Origin of the sequence: Oceanobacillus jeddahensis, assembly GCF_000750635.1 — a bacterium.
GTDB lineage: Bacteria > Bacillota > Bacilli > Bacillales > Amphibacillaceae > Oceanobacillus > Oceanobacillus jeddahense.
Window position 1 is genome coordinate 11830 of sequence record NZ_CCDM010000009.1, and the last position, 24709, is coordinate 36538.

The following is a 24709-nucleotide window of genomic DNA, read 5'->3' on the forward strand; positions in this document are numbered from 1 at the left end:
GTTTCTCGATAGTGTTAAAAAATAAAATAGAAAAAAGGAAGATATTCTAAGGATACACCAAGCTATTAGCAATAAAAAAACTAATAGCTTGGTGTGTTTTTATAAAAGGTGAGGGTTACCCGCGCAAGCTCTAATTAGTAGAAACTGTTGCAACAAAAACAGAATTCCCTTCTATTCCTATTTCGTTTCCTGTTATCACAATGGTTGGATTCATGACAACGGTGATGATGCTCATTTCTTCGGTGATCTCGTTTACAACAATAATTTTCATGTTTGTTTCCACATCTGTGATGATTTTGTTTCCTGTTATCACAATGATTCGACTCATGGCATCTATTATGATTTCGACAATGACAATAATCTTCGTGTCTGTTTCCGCATCTGTGGTGATTTCGCTGTTTATTGTCACAATGATTGGATTTATGATCTTTGTGACGATAGTCGCCTCCCGGGCGGCTAGTGTTGCGACAAGGATCTTTACATTTTCCTTTTGATGAGTGATGACCGCACATAGCTTATCCCTCCTTTCTCAATCAATATACGCAAGGAAGAAAAAAGCGATTAGACAAACTTAATAGGAGCTAACACATTTTTAAATAGAGAACAAAAGCTCCAAAAACGAAATTTCACTCAGTGGAGTTTTATGGATGGTTATGCGTGATAAACGAATCGGTAAAAAAATACAATTGAATATGAAACTTTTATGCAAACAATTCGTATAACTTGACTAAGAAGAAAAAGTTGGATGGAGGGCTAGAATTGACTGAAATCGCATTGGAATTAAAAAATGTCAGTAAACGCATCAAGAATAAAGAAATCATTAAAGATGTCAGTTTTCAGATAAAAAAAGGAGAAGTCTTTGGATTCGTTGGACCGAATGGGGCTGGTAAAACGACGACAATTCGGATGATGGTTGGTTTGATGAAGATAACGGAAGGTGATATCCATGTTGTCGGAAAAAGCATTCAAACGGATTATAGTGAAGCAATCAGGGAAGTTGGTGCGATTGTTGAAAACCCGGAGATGTACCCTTTCTTAACAGGAAGAAAAAATTTAGAACAATTTGCCCGGATGATTCCAGGTACATCAAAAGAACGAATAGAAGAAGTTGTTCGATTAGTTGGCTTGGAGAAGGTAATCAACGACAGAGTTGGCGGATATTCTCTTGGAATGCGGCAGCGGTTAGGAATTGCACAGGCTTTATTACATAAACCGTCGATTCTTATTTTAGATGAACCTACGAATGGACTTGATCCATCTGGAATGAAGGAAATCCGCCAATATATCCGTACATTGGCAGAGAAGGAAAAAGTCAGCGTAATTGTTTCCAGTCATTTACTGTCTGAGATTGAATTAATGTGTGACCGCATCGGTGTTATTAAAAACGGTGCTTTAATCGCTGTAGAGGATGTAGAGAAGAACAGAAAGGCAGAGAACAGTGATATTTCAGAGTATGCCATTTCTGTAAGTAATGCGCAGACTGCAAAAGCACATTTAGATCGTTTGCAAGACGAGGCATTATTTGTAGAAGCAGTGGATGAAACAACCTTAAAAACGGCGGTCAAACGGGAACAAATACCAGTGATTCTAAAGGAACTATTAAACCATGATATTAATGTATACGAGGTTCAGGCCGCCAAAGGTACATTAGAAGATAAATTTTTCGATTTGATTGGAGAGAATGTCATTGAGTAATCTAAGCCAGCTAATAAAAAATGAATTTATCAAATTGCATCATTATAAATCTACCTGGGCAATGTATATTATCCTGGCGGTTCTCCTTATAGGCAGTGCGCTTATTACAAATTTTGTAGTTGACCAAAGCATGATGATCGATCAGACTTTCCAAGGAGCACTTATGGAGGCGTATCAGTCGATGGGAGTAGAAGTTCCTGCATACGATATGTGGGCTTTCTTGTCGGAAAATATCTCCTATATCAATTTTATTACGATTTTTATCATTGTGGTTGCTGCTAAAATCATTTCAAATGAATACAAGTGGGGGACGATAAAATTATTACTTATTCGTCCGGCAGGCAGAGGCACGGTATTAACATCTAAATATATTACTGTTTTACTTTTCTCGCTTGTATTAATCTTATATACAATCGTTTTATCGTTACTAATTGGGCTTATCTTTTTTGGTGTAGATACTTGGAATCCAACCATTGTAGATAATATGGGATCAGGCTATACGGAAGTTTCTATCATTACTTCTATTGGTAAAGATATCCTCTTTCAATTCGTGCCATTAATTATAGTGGCTACCTTATCCTTTATGATTGCGATTTTATTCAAAGGAAGTGCCATGGCGATTGCAGCGAGTATTGTGGTTTATATCGCAGCACCAATTATTACGATGCTGGTAAGTCAATATGAAATTGCGAAATATCTGTTGACCGCACATCTTAATCTTCAAAATACCTTTGAAGGGTCGCCTATCATTGAAGGAACATCCCTGGGCTTTTCCATTGCTGTTCTTATCGTTTATTATATCGTATTTATGATAGTAGGTTGGCTTACTTTTAAAAAACGGGATGTAGCAGGAAATTAATTAGAAAGGGCGGGATTTCATGAAGAAATTTTATACTTTATTGTTTGCATGTCTTCTTGTTTTACTGGGAGCTTGTTCTAATGATGATGAGGATGAACAGGAAACGAGTCAAAATGATACGGAACAAGATGAGGCATTGGAAGAAAATAATGATAAGGAAGATCTGGATCCCGCAACAGGACTTTTTATGGAATTTATCAAAGAAAATAAAGACTCGGATCGTGTGGCTTTTTTAGCTACATGGAATAATGAGCCGATAGCAGAAATCAATACCGATTTAGCCTTGCCGCTTGCCAGTATTGTCAAAATAATCATTGCGATTGAATTCGCTAGCCAAGCAGAAGAAGGGAACATCGATCCTTCTGAAATGATAGCAATGGAGGAAGTAGACAAGTATTATTTCCCGAACACAGACGGCGGAGCACATGACGCCTGGAAAAGTACATTAGAAGATGAGGAAGGCGATGTTTCTCTGGAACAAATTGCACAGGGAATGATGGATTTCAGCTCCAATGCCAATACCGATTATTTAATAGAAAGACTGGGATTAGAAGAAGTAAATAATCGGATAGAAGAACTGGATTTGAACCATCATGAGCCTATTTATCCGTTAACAGCAAGTATTGCGATTCCTAAAAAAGTGATGGAAGACAATAATATAGAAGAAAACGAATTAGAGGATGCATTACGCGATTTAGATGATGATGCTTACCGGCAAATAGCCGTCGATCTTTTTGAAGAATGGCAAGAAGAACCATGGACGGATGAGGAAAAAGAAGAAGCAAGTGCTTTACTGGATATGTCGATTCAAAAGGTCTGGTCGGATCGCCTGACACATGCTACAGCGGAAGATTACCATCAAATCATGGCTATGCTGAATAACAAAGAACACTATTCTGAAGCATTTTATGAAGAATTGGATGCTATTTTCAGTTTAGACTTAGAAGATGAATCGATTGTACGTACAGCACAAAAAGGCGGAAGTACTGCATTTGTTTTGAATCAAGCTGTATACGCAGAGGATGCTGATGGGAACCGGTTTGAGATGATTTTATTTACAAATGATCTCAACCTTTCAGAACTGGAGGTTGCAGCAATGCAGGTGCAGGCGTTAACGGATAAATTAGTAAATGAGGAAGATTTTCGTGAGGAAGTCAAAGAAACGTTAGCTGAATAACAAGAATGGTATTTTCCCCTAGTGCTGGTGTTTTGCATTGTATTAGGGGAATTTTGATTTGTAAGTTTCCTTTTTTTAAAATCTTCATGTATTCTATAATTAATAGAATACACGGAGAAAGAGCGGTGCAAATCAATGTCTACCTATATAAAAGAAGTGAATAAAGAAAATTGGAGAGAGATCGCAGCATTAGAAACAGCTGAAAACCAAAAAGATTTTATGGAGAGCATCCCTTTTTGTCTGGCGGAAAGTTTTATTGAAGCGTTGACTACTTCACTTGGACTTTACGCAGGTGATAAGCCAATCGGCTATGCCATGGTCGGTTTTTATTTTGATGAAAAAAAGAGTATCTGGTTTGATCGGTTTATGATTGATTATCGCTTTCAAGGAAAAGGCTATGCCAATCAGTTCATCCCATTAATTGAAGCATACATCAACGAACATTATGATGTACAAATCATACGATTAAGCTTTGTTCCGGGTAACGATCAAGCGGAACAATTATATAAAAAACATGGTTTCGTCCGGACAGGAGAATATGATCCGGAGGGAGAAATAATTATGGAGAAACATCTTTAGATAACTATAATTATATTATGTAAACTAATTAAGTTCGAGGTTTATTCTTTAAAATACGGAATGAAGAAATGAGGAAATCTGATGACCAGCCAAAAACAAAGAAAAGTATGTAAGAATGGACATGTTTTCTTTAAAAGTTCAGATTGTAATAGCTGCCCGACTTGCGACAAAGAAAATAAACCAGAGAGCGGTTTTCTGGCGACACTTTCTGCTCCTGCAAGAAGAGCACTTATTCATGAAGGTATCACAACAGAAGAAAAGCTGGCAGACCGTACCAAGAAAGAAATATTAGCTTTGCATGGTATTGGTCCAGCATCTATGCCGGCTTTAATGAAGGCGTTAGAGGATAAGGGACTTATATTTAAAGCGGAATAGACAAAATCGAAGTGGAATGGTATCTCAACTAGAGGTATTATTCCACTTTTTGTATGTAACATCTGTTATTTGATGATTTGTCAAAACATCGCTTAGAAGGTTTAGAAGTGTATAGACCCTAAGTCTTAGACAAAGATATAGCTCAGGCTCATTACGAGAAAACAAAATACCCGGTAAGATAAAGATACAATAACAGAAGGAGGAAAACACAATGAAAAAATTCATGTTGTTTATCGGCGGGCTTGTTGCATTACTGATTCTACTCGCAAATCTTGGCCCAATGGTATTACTTGCTTTAAGTGTATGGCTGCTTTATATATGCTTTAAAAAATTTATCAGCACAGATTCCACCGCTGCTAAAGTAGGGTGGGTGATCCTGGGATTAGTCGTTCTAAGTATCACATTCTCTAACATTTATGCTGTATTAGGAGTTGCAGCAGCCTATGCGCTTTACCTTATCTATAAGAATTGGAACACACCGGAAAGCTCTATTGTCCACGAAGTGAAGGAAGATGATGATCCATTTACAAATTTTGAAAAACAGTGGGCAGAGTTAAATAAATAAAATGAATAAAATTAAAAGGAGAGATTGATTATGTCAACCAATATTTTTACACGAATGAAGGATTCTATTTCCGCAGATTTACACACGATGATGGATAAGAAGGAACAAAAAAATCCGATTGCAGCACTTAATCATTACCTGCGTCAAAGTGAACAGGAAAAAGAAAAAGTAAGGAAGCTCATTGACCGTCAATATAAATTAAAAGAAGAGTTTGCACGAGAATATATGAAAGCCCAGGACCTTGCTGATAAGCGTTTAAAACAAGCGCAAATTGCCGATCGCGCCCAGGAAGAAGAAATGCATGAATTTGCTTTAAAAGAACATGAAGAGTATCAAAGTCGTGCCGATCGCATGAAAGCATCCAGGGAAGAAGCAATCACACAGCTTGAAAATTTGGAGCAAAAATACGAAGAAATGAAGCATCGCTTAAAGGATATGCACCTGCGCCGTATGGAGTTAATGGGGCGTGAAAACATTGCTAAAGCAAATCACCAAATCAATCGTGTCGTAGATGAATCGCCCGAAAAACCATTTTCTAAATTTGAAGAGATGGAACAATATATTGAAAATCTAGAGTATAGAGTCAACAGCTCTTACTACCAAAGTACATTTGATAATAAAATTGCAGCCATTGAAAAGAAATTAGATGAAAAGGAAATAAACTAGAATCAATAGCTAGGAATTGAAAAATCATGGTATACTTATACAGGCGAAGGAGATCCCTCGCCTGTATATTTTACATAAGAGATAAACGAAAGGAGAATGGCAAGATGTTTAAACAGCTCAGCACGAGAAATTTAAATTGGATATGGATCACCGTCGCCATTCTTCTCGTTTTTGAAATTGTCTTTTTCCATGGCGGATCACTCATATCAGCATTCATTTCGGGTTTTTTTGTTTACTTCAGTTGGAAAAGATTACATTCATTGGGCTGGAAGATCGTGTTTGCGATTGCTGTAATATCCTTCATTCTCAACGTTTTTAATTTACTTGCAGTAAGATTTTTAATCGTTGCTGCCATTGTTGTTTTTATTTTAAACTATGTCAAATCAACGAAAGAACCTAGTAAAGAAGAACCGGAATTGCCAAATAAAACGGGTTTAAAAGAAGAAGATCCGCTTATTCAAGTGGATAATTTATTTGATGAACGCTTTTTCGATGATTTTCGTACAGAGGAAACGGCTTATCAATGGAAGGACGTCAATATGCATGGGATTTATGGCGACCGTATCATTGATTTAAGTAATACGGTGCTGCCATATGATACAGCAGTTATCTCTATCCGGCATATCGTAGGCAACATTGAGATTTATGTCCCTTATGAAGTGGAAGTGAGTATTCATCACAGTTCTATCTTCGGCAGAGCATCTATTTTTGGAGAATACCACGGGAGGCTAATGAATAAATCCCTTCACTATGAAACAAAAAATTATAGTACTGCGCAGCAAAGAGTGAAGATTGTTACTTCTTTATTTTCTGGAGACATTGAGGTGAAACGCATATGAATACCATTATTCGTTTTGTCCTTTTGTCAATTGCTTGCAGTTTTGTTCTGGCTGTTGCTGCAGTTGTTACGACCTTTGTTACCTTCTCTATAAATGAAACAGCAGGTTGGAGCGCGCTATGGGAAGGCCAGCTGGGAGATGTATCTTTTCTTCTTACTGTATTGGCATTTGTAATAACGTTCGGTTCCATTATCGGAGCGATCATCGGCTGGTATTGGAAGGGGAATTTAAAAAAAGTAGAAAAAATGCTGGCAGGGATTGTAAAAGGGGAAAAACCTACTGAAACGGATGACATTCCGAAAGAACTGGAAGCTATCTCCGCCCAAATGAATCAGGTTCAGGAAAAGCTGCGGATCCAAACAGAGCATGTTCAAAAGATTGCGACAGAAAGAGCAACGGAAAGAGAACAAAGCCTGCAGGAAGTAGTAGAACAGGAAAGAAACCGCTTAGCCAGGGAATTGCATGATTCTGTCAGTCAACAGCTGTTTGCGGCTTCCATGCTGATGTCGGCGATTAATGAGTCAGGGCTGCCAGAGGACCAGACTTTAACGAAACAGCTGAATATGGTGGAAAACATGATTCACCAATCACAGATGGAGATGCGTGCCCTTCTTTTACATTTACGCCCTGTAGCATTAAAAGGCAAGTCCTTGCAGGAAGGCGTAGAAGGACTTTTAAAAGAGTTAACGCAAAAAGTACCATTGGAAATTGATGCTAAAATTGAAGCATTTCAAGTAGATAAAGGAGTGGAAGATCAGCTATTCCGGATTTTTCAGGAATCTATTTCGAATACATTGCGTCATGCGAAAGCTGAAAATCTGCATATTTTATTACTGGAACGAGATGAAAACATTATTATGCGTGTAGTGGATGACGGAGTTGGTTTTCAGACAGATGCTGTCAAAACAAGTTCTTATGGCATGCAGAATATGCGTGAACGCGCCTATGAGGTCGGCGGCACATTGAAAATTATCAGTCTGCCAAATGAAGGCACGCGTTTAGAAGTAAAAGTACCCATTGTAAGAAAGGAGGATCCGTCTAATGATTAACGTTTTATTTGTCGATGATCACGAGATGGTACGAATCGGTGTATCCGCCTATCTTTCTTCGCAGCCGGATATTGAGGTGGTTGCAGAGGCAGATGATGGCACACAAGCTATTGACTTGGCGTTAGAGCTCCGCCCGGATATTATCTTAATGGATCTTGTGATGAAAGAAATGGATGGAATTGAAGCAACAAAGAAAATTATTGAATCCTGGCCGGAAGCGAAGATTATTATTGTTACCAGCTTTTTAGATGATGAGAAAGTGTATCCTGCATTAGAAGCGGGAGCTACGAGCTATATGCTGAAAACATCCAAAGCCAGTGAAATCGCCAAAGCAATTCGTGCCACCTACGAAGGACAGTCCATTCTGGAACCTGAAGTAACCGGGAAAATTATGAATCGTATGCGAACGAAGGAGGAAACTGCTTTACATGAGCAGTTAACAGAACGGGAAAAGGAAATATTATTATTAATGGCGAAAGGGAAAGCAAATCAGGAAATTGCGGATGAATTATTTATTGCGTTAAAAACAGTGAAGGTGCATGTCAGCAATATTTTAGGGAAATTAGAAGTGCAAGACCGGACGCAGGCTGTGATTTATGCTTTTCAGAATAAGCTGGTGGAATAGGCTTTTTGATATATTTCGCGATTTAACCATGACGATGAGAGGATATATGCTTATTATAAAAGTTATGTATCCTTTTTAGTTACTTTATTGATTTGTTATCTGAATATTGGAACATACATAATATATCTAATACATGAATCTCTGATAAGAGGAATTACGTTTCGAATAAAAAGTTTAATAGTAAATAATTTGGTTAAAAGAGGGAAGAAAATATGAAAGTAATTATTTATGTGTATGATGGAATAACAATGCTTGATGCTATTGGGCCTTATGAGGTTTTAAGAAATATGAATGATGCAGAAGTATACTTTGTTGCAGAAAAGAAGGGAGAAATAAAAGCGGATTCAGGCTTTATTGATATTAATGTGAAGTATGGTATCGATGAAATAAAAAGTGCGGATATTTTAGTCATATCAGGTTCAACAATAGGATTCATGAAAGAGATGAAAAAGGACCGTGTGTTGAAATGGATAAAGGAAATAGACAAAACCACAAGCTGGACGACATCTGTTTGTACAGGCTCTATGTTACTGGCAGCAGCCGGATTGCTTGCTGGATTAAAAGCAACATCCCATTGGAAGCCAATCAATCTATTAAGTGATTATGGAGCAATTCCTGTCAGAGAGCGAATCGTGGAGCAAGAAAAATATATTACTGCTGCGGGCGTATCAGCCGGTATAGATATGGCCTTGTATTTATCGGATAAAATAGTTGGAGAAGAGGAAACCAAAGCGATTCAACTAGCCATTGAATATGATCCGCAACCGATATTTGATGCTGGTAATTATTCTAATGCGGAAGAAAATATTAAAAAAATAGCTGGGGCGAAATTAACGAAAGATGCAAAAAAAGGGATTGGATTATTAGGCATGATACAACATTCAAAAAGTATTCTTAAAATCATGAAATAAATACAACTAACATAATGTTAGCTCTAGCATGATGCTGTTAAAATTATCAGATTAGGAGAGAAGAGTTTGGAGTTAAAAAACATGGACTTGGAAGAACGGATGAGGTCTTATCATGTTACTGGTTTAAGTATTACATTGCTTGAAAATAGCCAGATTAGCGGAACAAGAAATGAAGGTTTGCTAGAAGCTAAAAGTAATAGAAAAGTAAATAAAAATTCTATTTTTAATGCGTGCTCTATTAGCAAGTTCTTAACAGGTATGCTTGCTATAAAGCTGGTAGAGGAAGGGATTCTTCATTTGGATAGGGACGTAAATAAAAGTCTTGTGTCCTGGAAAGTGCAGGAAAATGACTTTACTAAAAATAAGAAAGTTACACTGAGAAACTTATTAAGTCATCAATCTGGAATAACGGACCCTGAAGATAGTTTTTTTGAACTGGAACCACAAACAGGAATACCTTCTATGGTTTCGTTATTAAAAGGAGAAACGCCTTATTGTAAAGCTCCTATTAGGGTAACGTGTGAACCTGAAAGTGAATTCCACTATTCGGATGCAGGCTACTGTATTATTCAGCAACTGATAGAAGATGCTATGGCAAAACCGTTTCACCAGATTATGAATGAGCAAGTATTTGAACCGCTTGAAATGAAAAACAGCTATTTAGATACAGCAAAGATGAAACTGGATAGCGAAAATTTCTCTTGCGGGCATAATAAAAACGGTGAATTAACAGATAGAAAATATCCGATATATCCTTATCCAGCAGCCTCTGGTTTATGGACGAGTTCTTTTGATTTAGCTAAATTAGTTATTGAATTAATGCATGCTTTAAAAGGAGAAAGCAAAATAGGCATTTCGGAAAATATAGCAAAAGAAATAATAACTCCACAGAACGGGAAAAGCTGGGCTGGATTAGGCGTGTTTCTTGAAATGTCTGGAAAAGAACTGGAAATCACATCGCTTGGATGGGGCGTAGGATTTCAATGTATGATGGTAGCATACCCCTATTCAGGAAAAGGTGTAGTGATGATGACAAATGCAGAATTAGGTGTTCACCAAATGGAAGGAATCATCGGAGAAATTTATAAATCGCTTTTTTCCTAAAAGGGGTTGTATTATAAAAGGAGAATAGCCGGATAACGTTAGTAAACCTAACCCGTCTGCTTAAATCAGATTAAAAAATAGCAACTGCATCATTCCGTTGCTATTTTTTTAATCTTTTTAAACGGTTGTTAATTATCTGCTTTTGTCAAAAATGCTTCGTATAAAATCGCTATAGCAGAAAATATCCCCATCCCAACAGCAATATACTTGGAAGTCTGATTGCCAGTATTTTCAGTAAACAGCATAGGGATTGTTGCAGCAATAGCAGCTGCTGCCATTGCAAGCTGAGCGGGGAATTTTGATTTTGATCCACTATTTGCAAACTTTTTATTTACAAAAAGAATAAGTAAAATGATCATGACGAAAACAACAATCATTCCGGTTTCCTCCATACATAGCTGATGCTTTATTAATATATGTTCTTTATGCTAAGCCTCTTCCCATCGTTTTCCAGTCTTAAACATCATATATATTCATTCATCAGGAAGAAGGGGAAACAATAAGAAAGATTGCTGCTGTTCCGACAAAAGCATATAGGCAATTAACCATCAGACAAATTTTCATCAACGCCCCTCTGTCTATTTTCAGATAGGCAAATATCGTAAAAATTCCGCTGAAAATCATAAATGCTGCATAAGATAAAATTATTATCTCAGCTGCCGGTGATTCAAGCGCCCAATCGTATGTCCGTAGAATCAGAATCGTCCAGGGAATAAACAGCATTATCGTACAAATGCTTATAAAAATATTCTTCATCCGTAAGCTTACCTCCTTTCTGCTTTTCCGAAGAAGATACAGGAAACAGCTAAGCAAATGATTGTAATTGCGGCTGCAACAGGTATCCATGGAAAAAGGCTAACCTGGGAATTGGAAAGGTATTTCATCGTTATGATGTAAAACGGGTAGCACATCGGATAAATAAACCAAACTTTTGTATTGATCATTAATACAGAAGGAACAACAGAAGCAAGTCCAAGACCTGCTGAAAAAATAGGCGACTGGATGCAGACAGACAACATCCAGAATACAGAAAGCATTGGAATAGCCGACAAGAAAAAGAAAGCCGCTACCTTTATGACGAACAAGGGAGATAGTATAAAGTTATAATCATGCACAATGGTTCCAAAGGCAGCAGCAAGGTAATAGATGCCAACAGCTATCAGGATAAACAATGCTGCCAGGAAAACCAGTATAATAAACTTAGCTAAGCTGAGCATGGCTGGATGAACAGGCAAGGATAACATTTTGGATATCCCGTTGTTTCCTTGCTCCAGCTGCTGAAGCATTACAGTTGCAACCACCATGCCGGCAGGGAATAAAAACCAGGCAAACAATAGAAAAGCTTGAATAAAGAAATTATTCTCTGGAGAAGGATCACCGTTTTGCAATTCCAAATTCATTTCCATGTTAAACGTAGATGGAACCCATAAGACGATAGCCGCCAGAAATAAAATCAATAAAATTTTAGAACGATGGATTTTTTTCCTTTCCACTAGTATTGCATCGAAAAAATTCATACAAAAATCCTCCTTATGTTTACAGCTGCCCTTTGAATAAGCAGAAGCAATACGGTTTCGATGAACGCAATCCAAATAAATGTATCCGCTCCAGCAACAGCTGGCTGATGAAGTAATTGAAAAGGTAATTTAAACGGAAAGGATGCTACAATAATACTTTGATCCGACAGTGGTGTAATTGCCAAAAAGATGCCGATCACATTTATTCCAAGTGCAATCCATATATTACGAAAGAAGGAGGTAATCATTAAAGCCAGTGCAATCGCCGGTAAGCTCAAAATAAAAAAATAGCTGATATTTTCCAGCCATTCCACGGTAAATACGGAATCACTTGGAAACCAATATATAGAACTAAATGCGAATGCTATAGCCTCTATCACAATAACTCCTAAACAGGCCATGCTTATAATGAGAAATTTGGCAAGAAATAAATTCCCTTCTTTTATAGGAAGTGATTGCATTTTTTGTATTGCTTGATGGACATATTCTGTATTATAGAGAATGCTTGCACCTATAACGATCAGAGAAACATTGAGCAGACCAACCATTTGCCAGTTTCCCTCTAATAGAATTTGAAGCGGGGAACCATCCAGCCCTGTATATAACTCTGAGCGAAAAGCCATATTTAAAACCGGTACACAGGCTGCTAAAACGGCTCCGAATAAAAATGTCAGTATAAATCCAGTGCGTTTCCTCTTTTTCCATTCCATGATAAGCATCATTGTATATTCCCTCGCTCTTTATTATCAGCGTCTATCATTGCTAGAAAAGTATCTTCCAAATGGTCAACTGGATATCCCAGTTTGATTGCTTTATCTTTTAATTCTTCCAGTGGCCCTTCAAATAGTAATTTTCCCTGGTTGAGAATACCAATATCATCGGCCATTAATTCAATTTCTGAAAGTAAATGGGAAGAAACCAGTACCGTGCAATCAAATTTTTCTGGCAACGATCGGATCAAACTGCGAATCTCATGAATACCGACAGGATCCAGACCGTTTGTCGGTTCATCGAGAATCAGAATGGGAGGTTTGCCGATTAATGCACTGGCCAGTCCCAATCGCTGCTTCATTCCGAGCGAATATTTCTTTGCTAATTTTTTCTTCGCCTTTGTAAGCCCCACGATTTCTAGAGCTTCTGAAACAGCAGAACGGGGAAGCCCCAAGATTCTTTGGATAATTTCTAAGTTTTCTTCTCCGGTAAGATTACCGTAGAAGGCAGGGCCTTCAATAAAGGAACCAATATTTTTTAAAATAGCGATTCGATTTTCAGGATAGGTCTTCCCGTTGATCGTAAAACTTCCGCTTGTTGGTTTCGTTAATCCAAGCAGCATTTTCATTGCCGTTGATTTGCCAGCGCCATTTGGACCAAGAAAACCGTAGACACTTCCTTTCTCAATATGAAGGTTTACTCCTGAAACTGCATGAAAATCGCCATAGCGTTTCGTTAAATTTTTTGACTCGATAATATTCATTTGCATCTTCTCCTTTCTATTGATAATCTCAGCATAACGTTTGCAGCTGACATTACCCTTCTCGTTACCTTAAAATTCCCTTATATTTTCAAAAAAGGATCCAGAACGTTGCAGTAATGTACTATAATACATCATACAGGTTAAAAAAGGGTGAATAAATATGGAGTATATTAAACAAAAACGAATTTTACTGGTGGATGATGAAGTCGCATTATTAGAAATGGTGACTTCTATTTTAAAGAACAATGGTTTTCAACAAATACGTACAGCGAAGACAATGAAAGAAGCAATTGCAGTAGCAAATGAGTATAAACCGGAATTCGCTATCCTCGACGTCATGCTGCCGGATGGAGATGGGTTTGCTTTATTAAAACAATTGAGAGAGATCGCTGATTATCCTGTGCTTTTTCTGACTGCGCGCGGGGAAGATGAGGATAAATTTACTGGATTTGACTCAGGGGCAGATGATTATCTTGTAAAGCCTTTTTTACCTAAGGAATTAATTTTTCGAATAACGGCGATCCTCAGGCGGAGTTACAAAGGAGAAAATCCTCATGTTCTTTTAAAACAGTGTGAAATTGATTTTGAACGTGCAGTTGTTGTGAAAAAAGGAGAAGATATTCCGCTCACAGCTAAAGAATTCGAACTGCTGTCAGCATTATACCGTCAGGCAGGAAGGATTGTAACGATTGATGCACTATGTGAAGCGGCCTGGGGAGAAAATCCATTTGGCTACGAAAACTCTTTGATGGCACATATTCGGCGGATTCGTGAAAAGATAGAAGCAAACCCGTCTAAGCCGGTATCGCTTTTAACGGTGAAAGGGCTGGGATATAAACTGATCGTGGAGGAACGCTGACATGAAAGGCGAACTAAAAAGTATTTCTAAATTATCGATGCGGTTTCTCGGGTTGCTCATGATAAGTACCGCCGTTTTAGTGTTATTAAATTTAATTGTTATCTCTGTTTTTGCAATTAATGAGAATAGGGGAACCTCTCCTTGGCAGGTGGCGGAGGATTCTGCGGAAGCTATGCACCAGGAAAACGGGAATTATACATTATCAGAGGAAATGAAAGTAACGCTGGAAGAAGAACAAGCATGGGCTATTTTTATTGATGATACCTCCGGGGAAGTGATTTGGAATTCGGAAGATGTGCCGGAGAATATTCCAAAAGAATATAGGTTATCAGACATTGCTTCCTTAACCAGAGGATATTTGGATGACTATCCAACTTTTACGGGGGAGGCTGAAGATGGGTTGATGGTGGTCGGATTTCCGAAAGACAGCTATTGGAAATACATGCAATCCGGCTGGGATTATCAATTTATCAAAAATGTGCCCATAACTCTATTTATCCTTGGGATATGTAATATTGCGTTTATTTTTATTATTTATATGGCGACAAATTATAAATTCTTAAAATCTGTCGGCCCCATTGTAGAAGGGATCCAATATCTGCCGAAAAAAGAGACGGTTAATGTTAAAGAGAAAGGCGCTTTATCGGAGCTTGCTGCAAATATTAACCAGACCTCTGCAATTTTACAATCACAGCAGCGGATGCTGAAAAGAAAAGAAGAAGCGCGATCGAATTGGATTGCTGGTGTTTCGCATGACATACGAACTCCTTTATCTATGGTAATGGGTTATGTGGGACAATTGGAAGAGGAGGATAACCTGGATCAAGAATCCAGACAAAAAATAACGGTCATTAGAAAACAAAGTGAAAAAATGAAGCGGCTTATCGATGATTTGAATTTAGCATCGAAGCTGGAATATAATATGCAGCCTATTCATTTAAAGGACGAGAACGTAATTGCTGTTGTACGAGAAGTAGCAGTGGAATTTATGAATATCGATTTGGATGGCAAATATCCGGTAGAATGGAATGTTAATGAGCAGGCATCTGTTTGCATCATCCCTATAGACAGGCCCTTATTGAAAAGAGCGATAAACAATCTGATTCAAAACAGTATAAATCATAATGAGGATGGATGTACCATTTATCTGTCCATTGCTATAAGGGAAAGTAAATGTATTATTTCGGTTGAGGATAATGGTAAGGGTACAACAGAGGAACAAATTCAACATTTAAACAATACGCCGCACTATATGCTTGAGAGCAATCGTTCTGGTGAGCTTAGGTATGGGTTAGGGCTCTTGATTGTGAAACAGATTATTTCTTCACATGGGGGAGAGACGGTGATTGAACAGAGCAGGTATGGCGGTTTGGCGGTACGGATAATATTGCCGACAGCTGAATGTTAAAAATAGACTGTTTATCGTTGCAAGCTTTTGTTATAATCAATTTGTAAAATTATATTTGGAGGTAATTGCCATGGGAATTACATCTATTGCAGTTGTAGATAAAGTGTCTATTCTTCTAAAAAATTGATAGAGGAGGGCAGGCATGGGGATTTGCAGCATTGCTGTTGTTAAAAACGTTCATTATAAACCAAGAAAAATACAAAATGGTTATAATGAACATGAAGTAAAGTTCGTTATAACCAATGGGATAGAGGGTTATAATGAACAGTATAAATCCAAAAGACAGTCAAAACTTTATTACGTCGAAAAAGCATATTCATGAGATACTATCTCGAACAAATATTAATAAACAGGATATCGTTATTGAAATTGGTTCAGGGAAAGGTCATTTCACAAGAGAGCTTGTGAAGATATGTGATTTTATTACTGCTGTTGAAATAGATTCTAAATTTGTATCTATGACGCAAAAGTCTATCAATCGTTCTGAAAACGTTCAGGTTGTCCATGCAGATATATTAAATTATAGGTTTCCAAAAGGAAAACAGCCGTATAAAATTTACGGAAATATTCCTTACAATATAAGTACAAAAATAATAAAAAAGATTGTATTTGAAAGTGCTGCCGAGTTCTGCTTTCTGATTGTGGAAGAAGGGTTTGCGAAGCGGCTGACAGATTATCAAAGAGCTTTAGGATTATTCATATTCCCAGAGGTTGATATAAACGTGATCAAATTTATTCCTCGAGAATATTTTCATCCTAAGCCGAAAGTTGATTCTGTTTTAATTAGATTAAGAAGGAAAGAATCCGGAATTCAATCCAGGGACAAAGATTTATATCAACATTTTGTTTATAAATTGGTAAATAAGGAATATCAAAAGCTATTTACAAAAAATCAGTTTAAGCAGGCATTGAAGCATGCCGGGGTAACAAATATAAATCGTTTGACTGGTGATCAGGTATTATCGATGTTTTATAGCTACAAGTTATTCCTGAATAAAAGGTAATAAAGAAGGAAAAGCATTCAGAAGAAAATCTTTTGAATGCTTTTCTCTATATCACAAAAGGAAAATTCTTAATCAAATTAAACTCTTCCAATCGGAAAAGCTATGTCAAAATGGATTTGATCTCCTTCCAACGCTGCCGTTATCTCCCCATCCATTGCTTGAATCAGCGTAGCCGTTATATAAAGCCCTAATCCTAAGTGACCATCTGCGTTATGCTTTTCTTGCGTATAAAACCGTTCAAAAATTCGATTGATATGCGTTTTGTTTAGATTAGCTCCATCATTTACGATTTGTATTTTAAAATAGACAGTGTCAACACTAATTTTAATCGATAGAAAATCTCTCATATGTCGATAGGCATTATTTAGAATATTTTGCAGCCCTCGGTCCAATTGATAGACATCGATGCTGATACTGGAAGCATCCTTACTGTCAATATGATTTTCTAATTGAGGATGTATATCCATTGTCTGGCATTCTACAAGAATATTATCCAGCCAGTCCACGGCCCATTCATAGCAGTTAATCGATTGTGTTTCCAAATGAACAGTTTCTGGCGTTTCGTAGCTTAAGCTTAATTGATTCGATAGGTCATTTAATACATGTACTTTTTTTTGAATGACCTGTAGGTATCGCTGTTCTTCCTCTGGACTCTCCGCTATCCCGTCCTGTAATGCTTCAATATAAGCGGAAATCGAAGCGATTGGTGTTTTTAAATCATGAGAAATACTGTCTATAAAATGTTTACGCTCCTTTTCAAAGGTTTGCTGCTGCTGCTCTTGCAGATATAATGTATTTCTCATCTGATCAAAAGCAGTGATAAAGCGTCCAAATTCATCGTCTTTTTTGTAGGAGATTCGATGTGATAAATTCCCTTGAGATATTTTTTGAGCTTCCGCAGCTAAAATGGACAGGGGAGTAATCATTCGTTTTCTCACATAAGTAATCATCCAAAAAGAAAACAGAAAAAAAGGCAAGGTTGTTATTAGGACAATAATAAAGATAATATTTGACTGCACCATCATAAAAGCAATCAACAATGGAATGCAAGCTATTATGATACACATCCAAATAAGTTCTTTTACAATACTCTGCTTCATAGCATTTCACCGTCAAAACGGTAACCTACTCCGCGTAAAGTAGTAATATAGCTGCTATTCCCCAGCTTTTCTCTGATTTTTTGTACATGGATGGTAACTGTGTTGATATCTCCATATTCATGTATTCCCCAAACATTGTCATATAGCTGTTCTTTGCGGAAAGCCTGATTGGGAGATTGTGCTAAAAATACCAGCAAATCAAATTCTTTCATGGTCAGGTTAACAATCGTTCCACCTTTTGTTATATTTCTTGAAGACAGGTCGATCATGACATCATCAAATGCGATGATGTCACTGGAAGCGGAGGGAAAGGCGGCGTAATCATAGCGCCTGAATAAAGCCTCTACCCGCGCCACGAGTTCTTTAATCGAAAATGGTTTTGTAATATAATCATCTGCACCGATTTTTAAACCAAGCACCCGGTCTAGCTCTGTTTCCTTTGCACTGATAATAATAACAGGTAATACAGAGAAGGCTCTTATTTGCTTTAATATCTCCAGGCCATCCATTTTAGGAAGCATTAAATCTAATAGAATCATATCCGGTCGATACTGTTTTACAAAGCTTATAGCCTTATCTCCTTGCCCACAAATTACTGCATCATAATTTTCCCGGGATAAATAATTCGCTATCATTTTTGCTAAATCTGTATCATCTTCAACAATAAGTATTTTTTTCTGATTCATCAGTACCTCCTAAATGAAAAGGTCTTGTTTATGGAATATCTTTATTGTACCAATAAATAATAAAAGGGTGCATATGATATAACTGCCGATCGAAATAAGAGCTGTTAACATACTCTCTGAAACAAGATTGTCTAAGCTGACTACATACATGGTTGGAAAATGTGCTGAAATAGCTGGATCAAAACCTTCTACCAATATTTGTAATAGTACAAGTCCAAGTGCTGTGCCAATAGTAACTGTTTCCTTTCCAAAAAGGGTTATGACAAAAGACAATAATGCTGAAAATAGGAAAAGAGAAAGAACGGCTCCCAATAAAAAATAGGGGAAGTTAAAATAATTTAATTCAATCCCTGCTGCAACGGAACCAATTACTATCCAACTAGTTATAGCGTGTGTTACTAAAATAAATACACCTAATATAGTTGCAACCATTATTTTTGATAAATAGTAATTGTTGCGATTGAATGATTTAGGAATAATATTTTTAAATGTTTGAGAATGATAATCTGTTGATAGCAAATCAGCTATCAAATAAGCACAGAGTAACCAAAAAAATTGTCTAAAATTCTCAAATGAATGGAGTAGAATATCTTCTTCTACTGTTACATTGACAGCAGTGTAAATAGTTAATCCTGCTGTCAATAAAATGGTAAGTAATATTAATAACCGATACTTTCGATTATAGATGATATACAATACATCATGTTTTAGTTGTTGAATCATATAGATCCCCCTTATACATACAAATCCTGTTTTTTAAATAGATAATATCCCGTTGTTCCAATCACCAATAGATAAGTGACAAGCACACTAAAGCTAGTGATACTATGGGAAACAGACTTTTCAAATAGATTGATGTGGAAAAATAATAAGTGTTCATAAATCACATATTGTTTTACTTGATCATAAATAATGATATATTGTCCGGCGAGTGTAGATACTCCCATCAGCATTGCTAACGTAGAAATACGCTGAATAAACTGTGAAAGCAATAACGTGATTAAACCAAAAATGAAATAAGCAAAAGCAAAAGCTGATCCGGCCAAAAGAGTAACTCCTATACCATGCCATCCACTTGTCACGACAGAGTAAAAAACAAACGTGTCCCCCCATCCAAAGAAAGAAATACCAACTACATAACCAATGAAAAGCATGATGGATGTTAAAAGAAGCGAAAATAAAAGGATGGACAAAATTCTTGAAAGATAATATTGGAATCTGGAAACAGATCGTAATAAAACAAACTTGATGGTACCATTATTTCGTTCTTGTATGAGAACTTCTCCTACATAAATCGCTATAAAAACGGCTGTAAATGTTAAACTGGCTTGAAGCATTTCCACAGGGAATGATTGGCCATACCCGGCAACTACTGTAGAATCCGCGCCATAAACATGAAAAAGGATGCCTGTTAAAACATACATTACCGTAAAAATAAGTGTATAAACAAGCAGCATTTTGGAAGTCAACGTACGCTTGAACTCAAAGGTGATCAGTGTCCATATATTTTTCATGAAGTTAAATTCTCCTTTATACATGCAAAAAATAAATCTTCTAAATTGGTGACCTGATAGACTTCTAATAGTTCGGAGATATCTCCTTCTTCAACAATCTTTCCACTCTGAATAAATGCTGCTTTATGACATAAATCCTCCATTTCCCGGAGCATATGACTGGAGATAAGAAACGTAATCTTTTCTTTTTCTGCCAGTCGTTTAATTAATGTTTTCATTTCCCGAAGGCCCATCGGGTCAACGCCATTCGTTGGCTCATCCAATATAATCAAGCTGGGGTAGCACAATAAGGCATTAGCAATTCCCAGACGCTGCTTCATTCCTAACGAAAATGTTTTCACCTTATTATTCATAGCTTCTTTCAGATCAACAATGGATAAAACTTCATTGATTCTTGCTTTTGGCACTTTGATGGCAGCTAATTTAGCACTCAGGTTTAAATTCTGCTTGGCTGTGAGGTGAAGATAAAATGCAGGATTTTCTATAATACTTCCTACTCTGGAAAGGGCTAAAACGGAATCAGTTTTTATGGAATGTCCGTCGATTAATATGTCGCCAGAATTAGGGAAAATCAAACGGGTGATCATTCTTAATGTTGTAGTTTTACCAGCTCCATTTGGTCCGAGAAATCCGAAGATATCTCCTTTCTCAATCGAAAAATGAATATGATCGATTACAGTTTGACCATTGATTTTTTTGTTTAGGTTCTTGATTTCTAAGATAGAAGTTTCTTTATTAACTTGCATTATTTACTCAGCTCCTTATTTTGATAAACTAAATTCTAGCAAAGCAAAATAAGCTGAGCATATAGTTAACATAAAGTTTTGATAAAGTATGATATTACTAGATAGCAGGATCAGGATGAGGGAAGGGAAGAAGAAAAAATAATGCGATTTCTATCGGTAAGTATTTTAAAGGTAAACGGATAGAAATCGCACTTTATGGAGAATTTAGTATAAAGAAACATCTATAAAACTCCGACAGAAGAAGGGTTCCTTTATCATCCATTGCGGAGATGGAACGTATTGATCTAATAAGACCTTATTTCTTTTTTTGAATTTGCCAAACTAATATAAATAGCCAGGATAATACATATGAAAAGTGTAGTATGGAAAAGAATGTGCAATGTATTTGGAACAATTCCATTTATTTCGGGCAGAAAAGAATGCGTATTTCCAAACATATACTGGTAACGATCAGCTCTTTCCTCTGCACCATATCCAAACAAGTAAGGAATCCACCAGCTAAATAACGCCCCAATAAAAATACATAATGGATGAATAATTAGCCAAAGTTTTACCCAGAGAGGATAGCGCTTACCTATAAAAGTGAGGAGTTAACCAGTTAGCAGCAGAAATTGAACAGTACCAAACAATGTAACCATAAACCGTTCATTAAAGGATCGATCTTCAGAGAGCGCCTGAACGTCATTTAATGAACCTAAGGGTATCCAATCATGTCCAATCATAAATAATAGAATGAAAATAAATCCTGTTAATAATAATTTTTCTGATAAGCGAACATTTCTTTTCATGAAATCACCTCCAGTTATTTCGTTTAAAAGGGGTATCCGAACGGGAAAAATCTAATCTATTTTATTGTACTAGTCATTCCATATTTTTATGATGCACCAGAGTAATATTATTGGTTAAGCCTTAAGATGTATTTATGTCCAATTCTTTGTAACCTGCTATTTGTTTTTTCTTCTTAAAAGTAGGAAGGGGATGTTATGAGATTTCTTTTTACAGTGGTATAATGACAGCACCAAATGATAGTATTTTAGTTAAATAAACAATTATGTCTCATTGATACGTGGAGAAGGGAGGAGACGAATGGAAAGAGTTATTGGTACATATATCGCAGATGGTCAAACTATTGAATATTCCATTACAGGAAAAGAGGGGATACCGATCCTGGTGATGCACGGTGGACATTCCAACTGTTACGAAGAATTTGGGTACGGCCCTCTAGTTAACAATGGTTTCAGGATTATTACTCTGTCAAGGGCAGGGTATGGAAAAACGTCAAAAGAAATTGGAGAGAATCTGTCTAAAGTATGTGATTACTATGCAGAACTATTAAATTATTTAAAAATTGATAAAGTACATCTGCTCGCTATCTCCGCTGGCGGTCCAAGCGGCATTTATTTTGCATCTCACTATCCTGATCGAGTTAAAACATTAACTTTACAAAGCGCTGTTACGAAAGAGTGGCTGACACCTAAAGATAAAATATATAAGGCAGCACAGGTTTTATTCCATCCTGCTGTGGAAAAAATGACATGGAAACTCGCTTCAGGCATGAGCAATATTTTTCCAAAATTTACGTTTAAGCAGATGACTCCTGCCTTTAGCACTCTTTCATATAAAGAAATAAAAGACAACCTGTTGGACAAAGATATTGATGAAATCCAAAGAATGAACAGACGCCAACGATCAGGCTATGGATTTTTAATAGATTTATCCCAAACAAAGGAAATTACCTCTAAAAATCTGCAGTCTATTTCTTGTCCAACGCTCATTATGCATAGCAAATATGATGGTTCTGTTCCATTGGAGCATGCTTATTATGCTGATCAACAAATTCGAGATTCGGAATTATGTTTACTTGATACGTGGGGGCACTTAATTTGGCTCGGGCGTGGGTCTGATCATGTAAATGAAAGACTAGTGAAATTTCTTAATAACTTCTCTTTATAGAAAATCAGACAGGGTGGATAAAGAAAATGCAAAGTAGAAAGGAGGGGGGGCTAAAAGCAAGAAAAGCTCAAACATCAAACAGTAATTTGAGCTTTTCTTATGATGACAGATACAACAAGTTTATTTTTAAGGGAGCTTGAGAGATTTCACTTAGCGGGCACCGCCGCCTCCACCTCCGCCAGCTCCAGCGCCTCCACCGACGCCGGTAGCGCCCCCGCTGCCGCCTGCTGCGGTAGCAGCTGAAGTGCTGGAATGAAATCCGCCGCTAGCTAGCCCGGTGGACCAGCTTGCACGGGTGTAGTAAGTTCCATACCAGAATTGCAGGTATACCAAGTCCTCTTTGTACCTCTCTTCAGGGACTAAGTCCTCTAATTTTTTAGATACTTTATCGCTTTTACCTAGTAACGCACTCCACAGCATCATATCTTTCAAGGAAAGCGGCTTGGAAGCATTTGAAAATTGATTGATATCTGATTCCTTCAAATAATTATCAAACTGAATTAAACGATCCGCTAGTTTTTCTCCCTCTTTACTTGGTACCGTAATAGATTGTAAAAATCCAAACACCTTTATTTCTTCAAAAGAAAACAATCCTTTCTGCTCCAGATAGGCTTCGGAATAGTCTTTGAGATAATCGGCAAAAGTGCTGACTTCCTTCGCATGCTCTTTACCCCATTTCTGGATGGCATTATCTGTTACGACGCCATTCCTGTCTGCAGCATCCAAGAGCATGGTCCACAACGCCATTTCATACGTTCCCTCATAGGATTCATCTTCTATTTGGTTCGTAAGCTCACTAAAGGTTAACGGGTGTTTATTCCGTTCATTTTCAATATCGTTGATGGTAAGGGTCGTGCGATATTTTTTTCCAAACACCTTGCTCTCTTCTTCTGCTTCCATTGAGATGTTCTCATTCACAGACCATTTCAGCAGATAAGCTTGGAAGATATCTTCAAAATATCCAAGGTTCATCTGCGTTAAAAGGGCACTTAAACCTGCATAGTCTTCTCCATCGAAAGGCACGGCTGCATACGTTTTGCCTTTATTTTCTGCTATCCGTTTATGGATAGGCTTCATCGCGCCGGCTTCTCTTTTTACTTGATTTGTTTTACGGACAATGAAGAAGGTTCCGATACCGATTAATAAAGAAAAACCAGCGACTGCGCTAACAATGATAACAACTAGCGTAGAATTGTCACTTGAATTATAAGTAGACCCATCCATTGCTTCCTCTTGCTGCTCGGATAACGTCATGTCTACTGTTCGTTCAGCTTGGAAGAAATCAGCCGGAAATTGCGTTAAAACAATTACATCTCCATCGGCTTCACCATTTGACTCCCAGACAATACGATCGCCTTCCAGCTGTATATCTCCATCAAAGCCAAATCCCCAGAAATTAACGTTTTCTTGTGTAAATGGTTGAAATCCAGAGATTTCAACTGTTAAATTTTGCGCAGGAATATCGGAAAAGGTATCGAAGTTCCAAAGCATGGCTTGGCCATCCTCTAAATTACGTACAAGATCAGATAATGTATAGGTTACTGTATACGTATTTTCCCCGTATTCACCAATTCCCCAAACTAATTCGGCACCATCACTTGTAGATACTGTTCCATATTTTCCTGCCTTTTCTTCCCGTGAATCATCAGCGTCCCAATCGGGCTCTTCTGTAAATCCATCAACTGAAAAATCCAGTATCTCTGACCCGCCAAGGTTGACCATATTAATGAAAAGCTCGGTACCTTCATCCATATTCATTTGACGGTGTTCTGTTACAACGCCTGAACCATCCTCCTGCAACTCTACTTCAATATGTAAATCGCTCATTTGATTTTCAGCAAATGCTGTGAGTGTAAGTACCATGTTCATTGAGATTGCCATTATCAAGGCAGCAAGTATCTTCATCCACTTATTCATTTGTGTCCATCGCTCCCTTTATTCATTATGATGCAGTCTTTGTGAATAATTATATTATGTTTACCCATTTTAAAGCACTGCTAATCA

The 24709-nt window shown here is 37.2% G+C and carries 29 protein-coding genes; 16 read left to right on the forward strand and 13 right to left on the reverse strand.

From position 1 onward, the window contains the following. Positions 1–130: 130 nt before the first annotated feature. Positions 131–409: a hypothetical protein gene (locus BN986_RS24370; protein ID WP_040985200.1), complete on the reverse strand. Its 279-nt coding sequence runs from the start codon at positions 407–409 to the stop codon at positions 131–133. Between the two features lie 350 nt (positions 410–759). Between BN986_RS24370 and BN986_RS24375 the strand changes: the two genes are divergently transcribed. The 12 genes from BN986_RS24375 to BN986_RS24430 all read left to right on the forward strand — a co-directional run bounded on the left by BN986_RS24375 (position 760) and on the right by BN986_RS24430 (position 10444). Next, positions 760–1695 (forward strand): ABC transporter ATP-binding protein, encoded by a 936-nt coding sequence (locus BN986_RS24375; RefSeq protein WP_040985202.1) that lies wholly within the window; start codon positions 760–762, stop codon positions 1693–1695. Next, positions 1688–2554, forward strand: coding sequence for an ABC transporter permease (locus BN986_RS24380; RefSeq protein ID WP_040985204.1), 867 nt, complete (start codon positions 1688–1690; stop codon positions 2552–2554). The genes BN986_RS24375 and BN986_RS24380 overlap by 8 nt, the downstream gene beginning before the upstream one ends. A 19-nt stretch (positions 2555–2573) precedes the next feature. Next, positions 2574–3731, forward strand: a complete 1158-nt coding sequence (locus BN986_RS24385; RefSeq protein WP_040985206.1) for a serine hydrolase — start codon at positions 2574–2576, stop codon at positions 3729–3731. Positions 3732–3866: 135 nt separating this feature from the next. Further along, complete coding sequence (locus BN986_RS24390; RefSeq protein WP_040985208.1) at positions 3867–4310, forward strand: GNAT family N-acetyltransferase; 444 nt, start codon at positions 3867–3869, stop codon at positions 4308–4310. A gap of 81 nt (positions 4311–4391) precedes the next feature. After that, positions 4392–4685: an RNA polymerase alpha subunit C-terminal domain-containing protein gene (locus tag BN986_RS24395; RefSeq protein WP_040985210.1), complete on the forward strand. Its 294-nt coding sequence runs from the start codon at positions 4392–4394 to the stop codon at positions 4683–4685. Between the two features lie 211 nt (positions 4686–4896). Continuing rightward, the gene (locus tag BN986_RS24400) at positions 4897–5250 is read left to right on the forward strand and encodes a lmo0954 family membrane protein (RefSeq protein WP_040985212.1); all 354 of its coding nucleotides are present in this window, start codon (positions 4897–4899) and stop codon (positions 5248–5250) included. 30 nt (positions 5251–5280) lie between these two features. Further along, complete coding sequence (locus BN986_RS24405; RefSeq protein ID WP_040985214.1) at positions 5281–5916, forward strand: PspA/IM30 family protein; 636 nt, start codon at positions 5281–5283, stop codon at positions 5914–5916. 104 nt (positions 5917–6020) lie between these two features. Beyond that, entirely contained in the window at positions 6021–6755 is a 735-nt protein-coding gene (gene liaF / locus BN986_RS24410; protein WP_040985216.1) for a cell wall-active antibiotics response protein LiaF, read from the forward strand. Continuing rightward, entirely contained in the window at positions 6752–7804 is a 1053-nt protein-coding gene (locus BN986_RS24415; protein WP_040985217.1) for a sensor histidine kinase, read from the forward strand. The genes liaF and BN986_RS24415 overlap by 4 nt, the downstream gene beginning before the upstream one ends. Continuing rightward, positions 7797–8429 carry a response regulator gene (locus BN986_RS24420; RefSeq protein WP_040985219.1) on the forward strand — a complete coding sequence of 211 codons (633 nt, stop codon included), beginning with the start codon at positions 7797–7799 and terminating at the stop codon, positions 8427–8429. Before BN986_RS24415 ends, BN986_RS24420 begins: the two co-directional genes overlap by 8 nt. A gap of 212 nt (positions 8430–8641) precedes the next feature. After that, a complete protein-coding gene (locus BN986_RS24425) occupies positions 8642–9340 on the forward strand; it encodes a DJ-1/PfpI family protein (RefSeq protein ID WP_040985221.1) in 699 nt (232 codons plus the stop codon). Between the two features lie 66 nt (positions 9341–9406). Then, complete coding sequence (locus tag BN986_RS24430; RefSeq protein WP_040985223.1) at positions 9407–10444, forward strand: serine hydrolase domain-containing protein; 1038 nt, start codon at positions 9407–9409, stop codon at positions 10442–10444. Between the two features lie 128 nt (positions 10445–10572). Here BN986_RS24430 and BN986_RS24435 read toward each other — a convergent pair whose 3' ends face one another. From BN986_RS24435 to BN986_RS24455, 5 genes are all read right to left on the reverse strand, one after another. Next, positions 10573–10821 (reverse strand): hypothetical protein, encoded by a 249-nt coding sequence (locus BN986_RS24435; RefSeq protein ID WP_040985224.1) that lies wholly within the window; start codon positions 10819–10821, stop codon positions 10573–10575. 103 nt (positions 10822–10924) lie between these two features. Next, positions 10925–11200 carry a hypothetical protein gene (locus BN986_RS24440; protein WP_040985226.1) on the reverse strand — a complete coding sequence of 92 codons (276 nt, stop codon included), beginning with the start codon at positions 11198–11200 and terminating at the stop codon, positions 10925–10927. 8 nt (positions 11201–11208) lie between these two features. Then, positions 11209–11961: an ABC transporter permease gene (locus BN986_RS24445; protein WP_040985228.1), complete on the reverse strand. Its 753-nt coding sequence runs from the start codon at positions 11959–11961 to the stop codon at positions 11209–11211. Further along, positions 11958–12671, reverse strand: coding sequence for an ABC transporter permease (locus BN986_RS24450; protein WP_211198908.1), 714 nt, complete (start codon positions 12669–12671; stop codon positions 11958–11960). Before BN986_RS24450 ends, BN986_RS24445 begins: the two co-directional genes overlap by 4 nt. Positions 12672–12679: 8 nt before the next feature. Next, positions 12680–13435 (reverse strand): ABC transporter ATP-binding protein, encoded by a 756-nt coding sequence (locus tag BN986_RS24455; RefSeq protein ID WP_040985230.1) that lies wholly within the window; start codon positions 13433–13435, stop codon positions 12680–12682. 160 nt (positions 13436–13595) lie between these two features. Between BN986_RS24455 and BN986_RS24460 the strand changes: the two genes are divergently transcribed. From BN986_RS24460 to erm, 3 genes are all read left to right on the forward strand, one after another. Next, a complete protein-coding gene (locus tag BN986_RS24460) occupies positions 13596–14294 on the forward strand; it encodes a response regulator transcription factor (RefSeq protein WP_074435747.1) in 699 nt (232 codons plus the stop codon). Between the two features lies 1 nt (position 14295). Beyond that, entirely contained in the window at positions 14296–15702 is a 1407-nt protein-coding gene (locus BN986_RS24465; protein ID WP_040985234.1) for a sensor histidine kinase, read from the forward strand. A gap of 260 nt (positions 15703–15962) precedes the next feature. Continuing rightward, entirely contained in the window at positions 15963–16706 is a 744-nt protein-coding gene (gene erm, locus BN986_RS24470; protein ID WP_040985236.1) for a 23S ribosomal RNA methyltransferase Erm, read from the forward strand. A gap of 77 nt (positions 16707–16783) precedes the next feature. Here erm and BN986_RS24475 read toward each other — a convergent pair whose 3' ends face one another. From BN986_RS24475 to BN986_RS28040, 6 genes are all read right to left on the reverse strand, one after another. Next, on the reverse strand, positions 16784–17806 hold the full coding sequence (locus BN986_RS24475; RefSeq protein ID WP_040985238.1) for a HAMP domain-containing sensor histidine kinase: 1023 nt from the start codon (positions 17804–17806) through the stop codon (positions 16784–16786). Further along, entirely contained in the window at positions 17803–18492 is a 690-nt protein-coding gene (locus BN986_RS24480) for a response regulator transcription factor (protein WP_040985240.1), read from the reverse strand. The genes BN986_RS24475 and BN986_RS24480 overlap by 4 nt, the downstream gene beginning before the upstream one ends. Before the next feature lie 9 nt (positions 18493–18501). Then, positions 18502–19215, reverse strand: a complete 714-nt coding sequence (locus tag BN986_RS24485) for a hypothetical protein (protein ID WP_040985242.1) — start codon at positions 19213–19215, stop codon at positions 18502–18504. An 11-nt stretch (positions 19216–19226) separates the two neighbouring features. Next, complete coding sequence (locus tag BN986_RS24490) at positions 19227–20006, reverse strand: ABC-2 transporter permease (RefSeq protein ID WP_040985244.1); 780 nt, start codon at positions 20004–20006, stop codon at positions 19227–19229. Beyond that, positions 20003–20752 carry an ABC transporter ATP-binding protein gene (locus BN986_RS24495; RefSeq protein ID WP_040985246.1) on the reverse strand — a complete coding sequence of 250 codons (750 nt, stop codon included), beginning with the start codon at positions 20750–20752 and terminating at the stop codon, positions 20003–20005. Before BN986_RS24495 ends, BN986_RS24490 begins: the two co-directional genes overlap by 4 nt. A 590-nt stretch (positions 20753–21342) precedes the next feature. After that, complete coding sequence (locus tag BN986_RS28040; protein WP_316244945.1) at positions 21343–21540, reverse strand: hypothetical protein; 198 nt, start codon at positions 21538–21540, stop codon at positions 21343–21345. A gap of 298 nt (positions 21541–21838) precedes the next feature. Between BN986_RS28040 and BN986_RS24505 the strand changes: the two genes are divergently transcribed. Continuing rightward, the gene (locus BN986_RS24505; RefSeq protein ID WP_040985248.1) at positions 21839–22705 is read left to right on the forward strand and encodes an alpha/beta fold hydrolase; all 867 of its coding nucleotides are present in this window, start codon (positions 21839–21841) and stop codon (positions 22703–22705) included. A gap of 150 nt (positions 22706–22855) precedes the next feature. Here BN986_RS24505 and BN986_RS24510 read toward each other — a convergent pair whose 3' ends face one another. Beyond that, positions 22856–24622, reverse strand: a complete 1767-nt coding sequence (locus BN986_RS24510) for a DUF2207 domain-containing protein (protein WP_040985250.1) — start codon at positions 24620–24622, stop codon at positions 22856–22858. Positions 24623–24709: the final 87 nt, after the last annotated feature.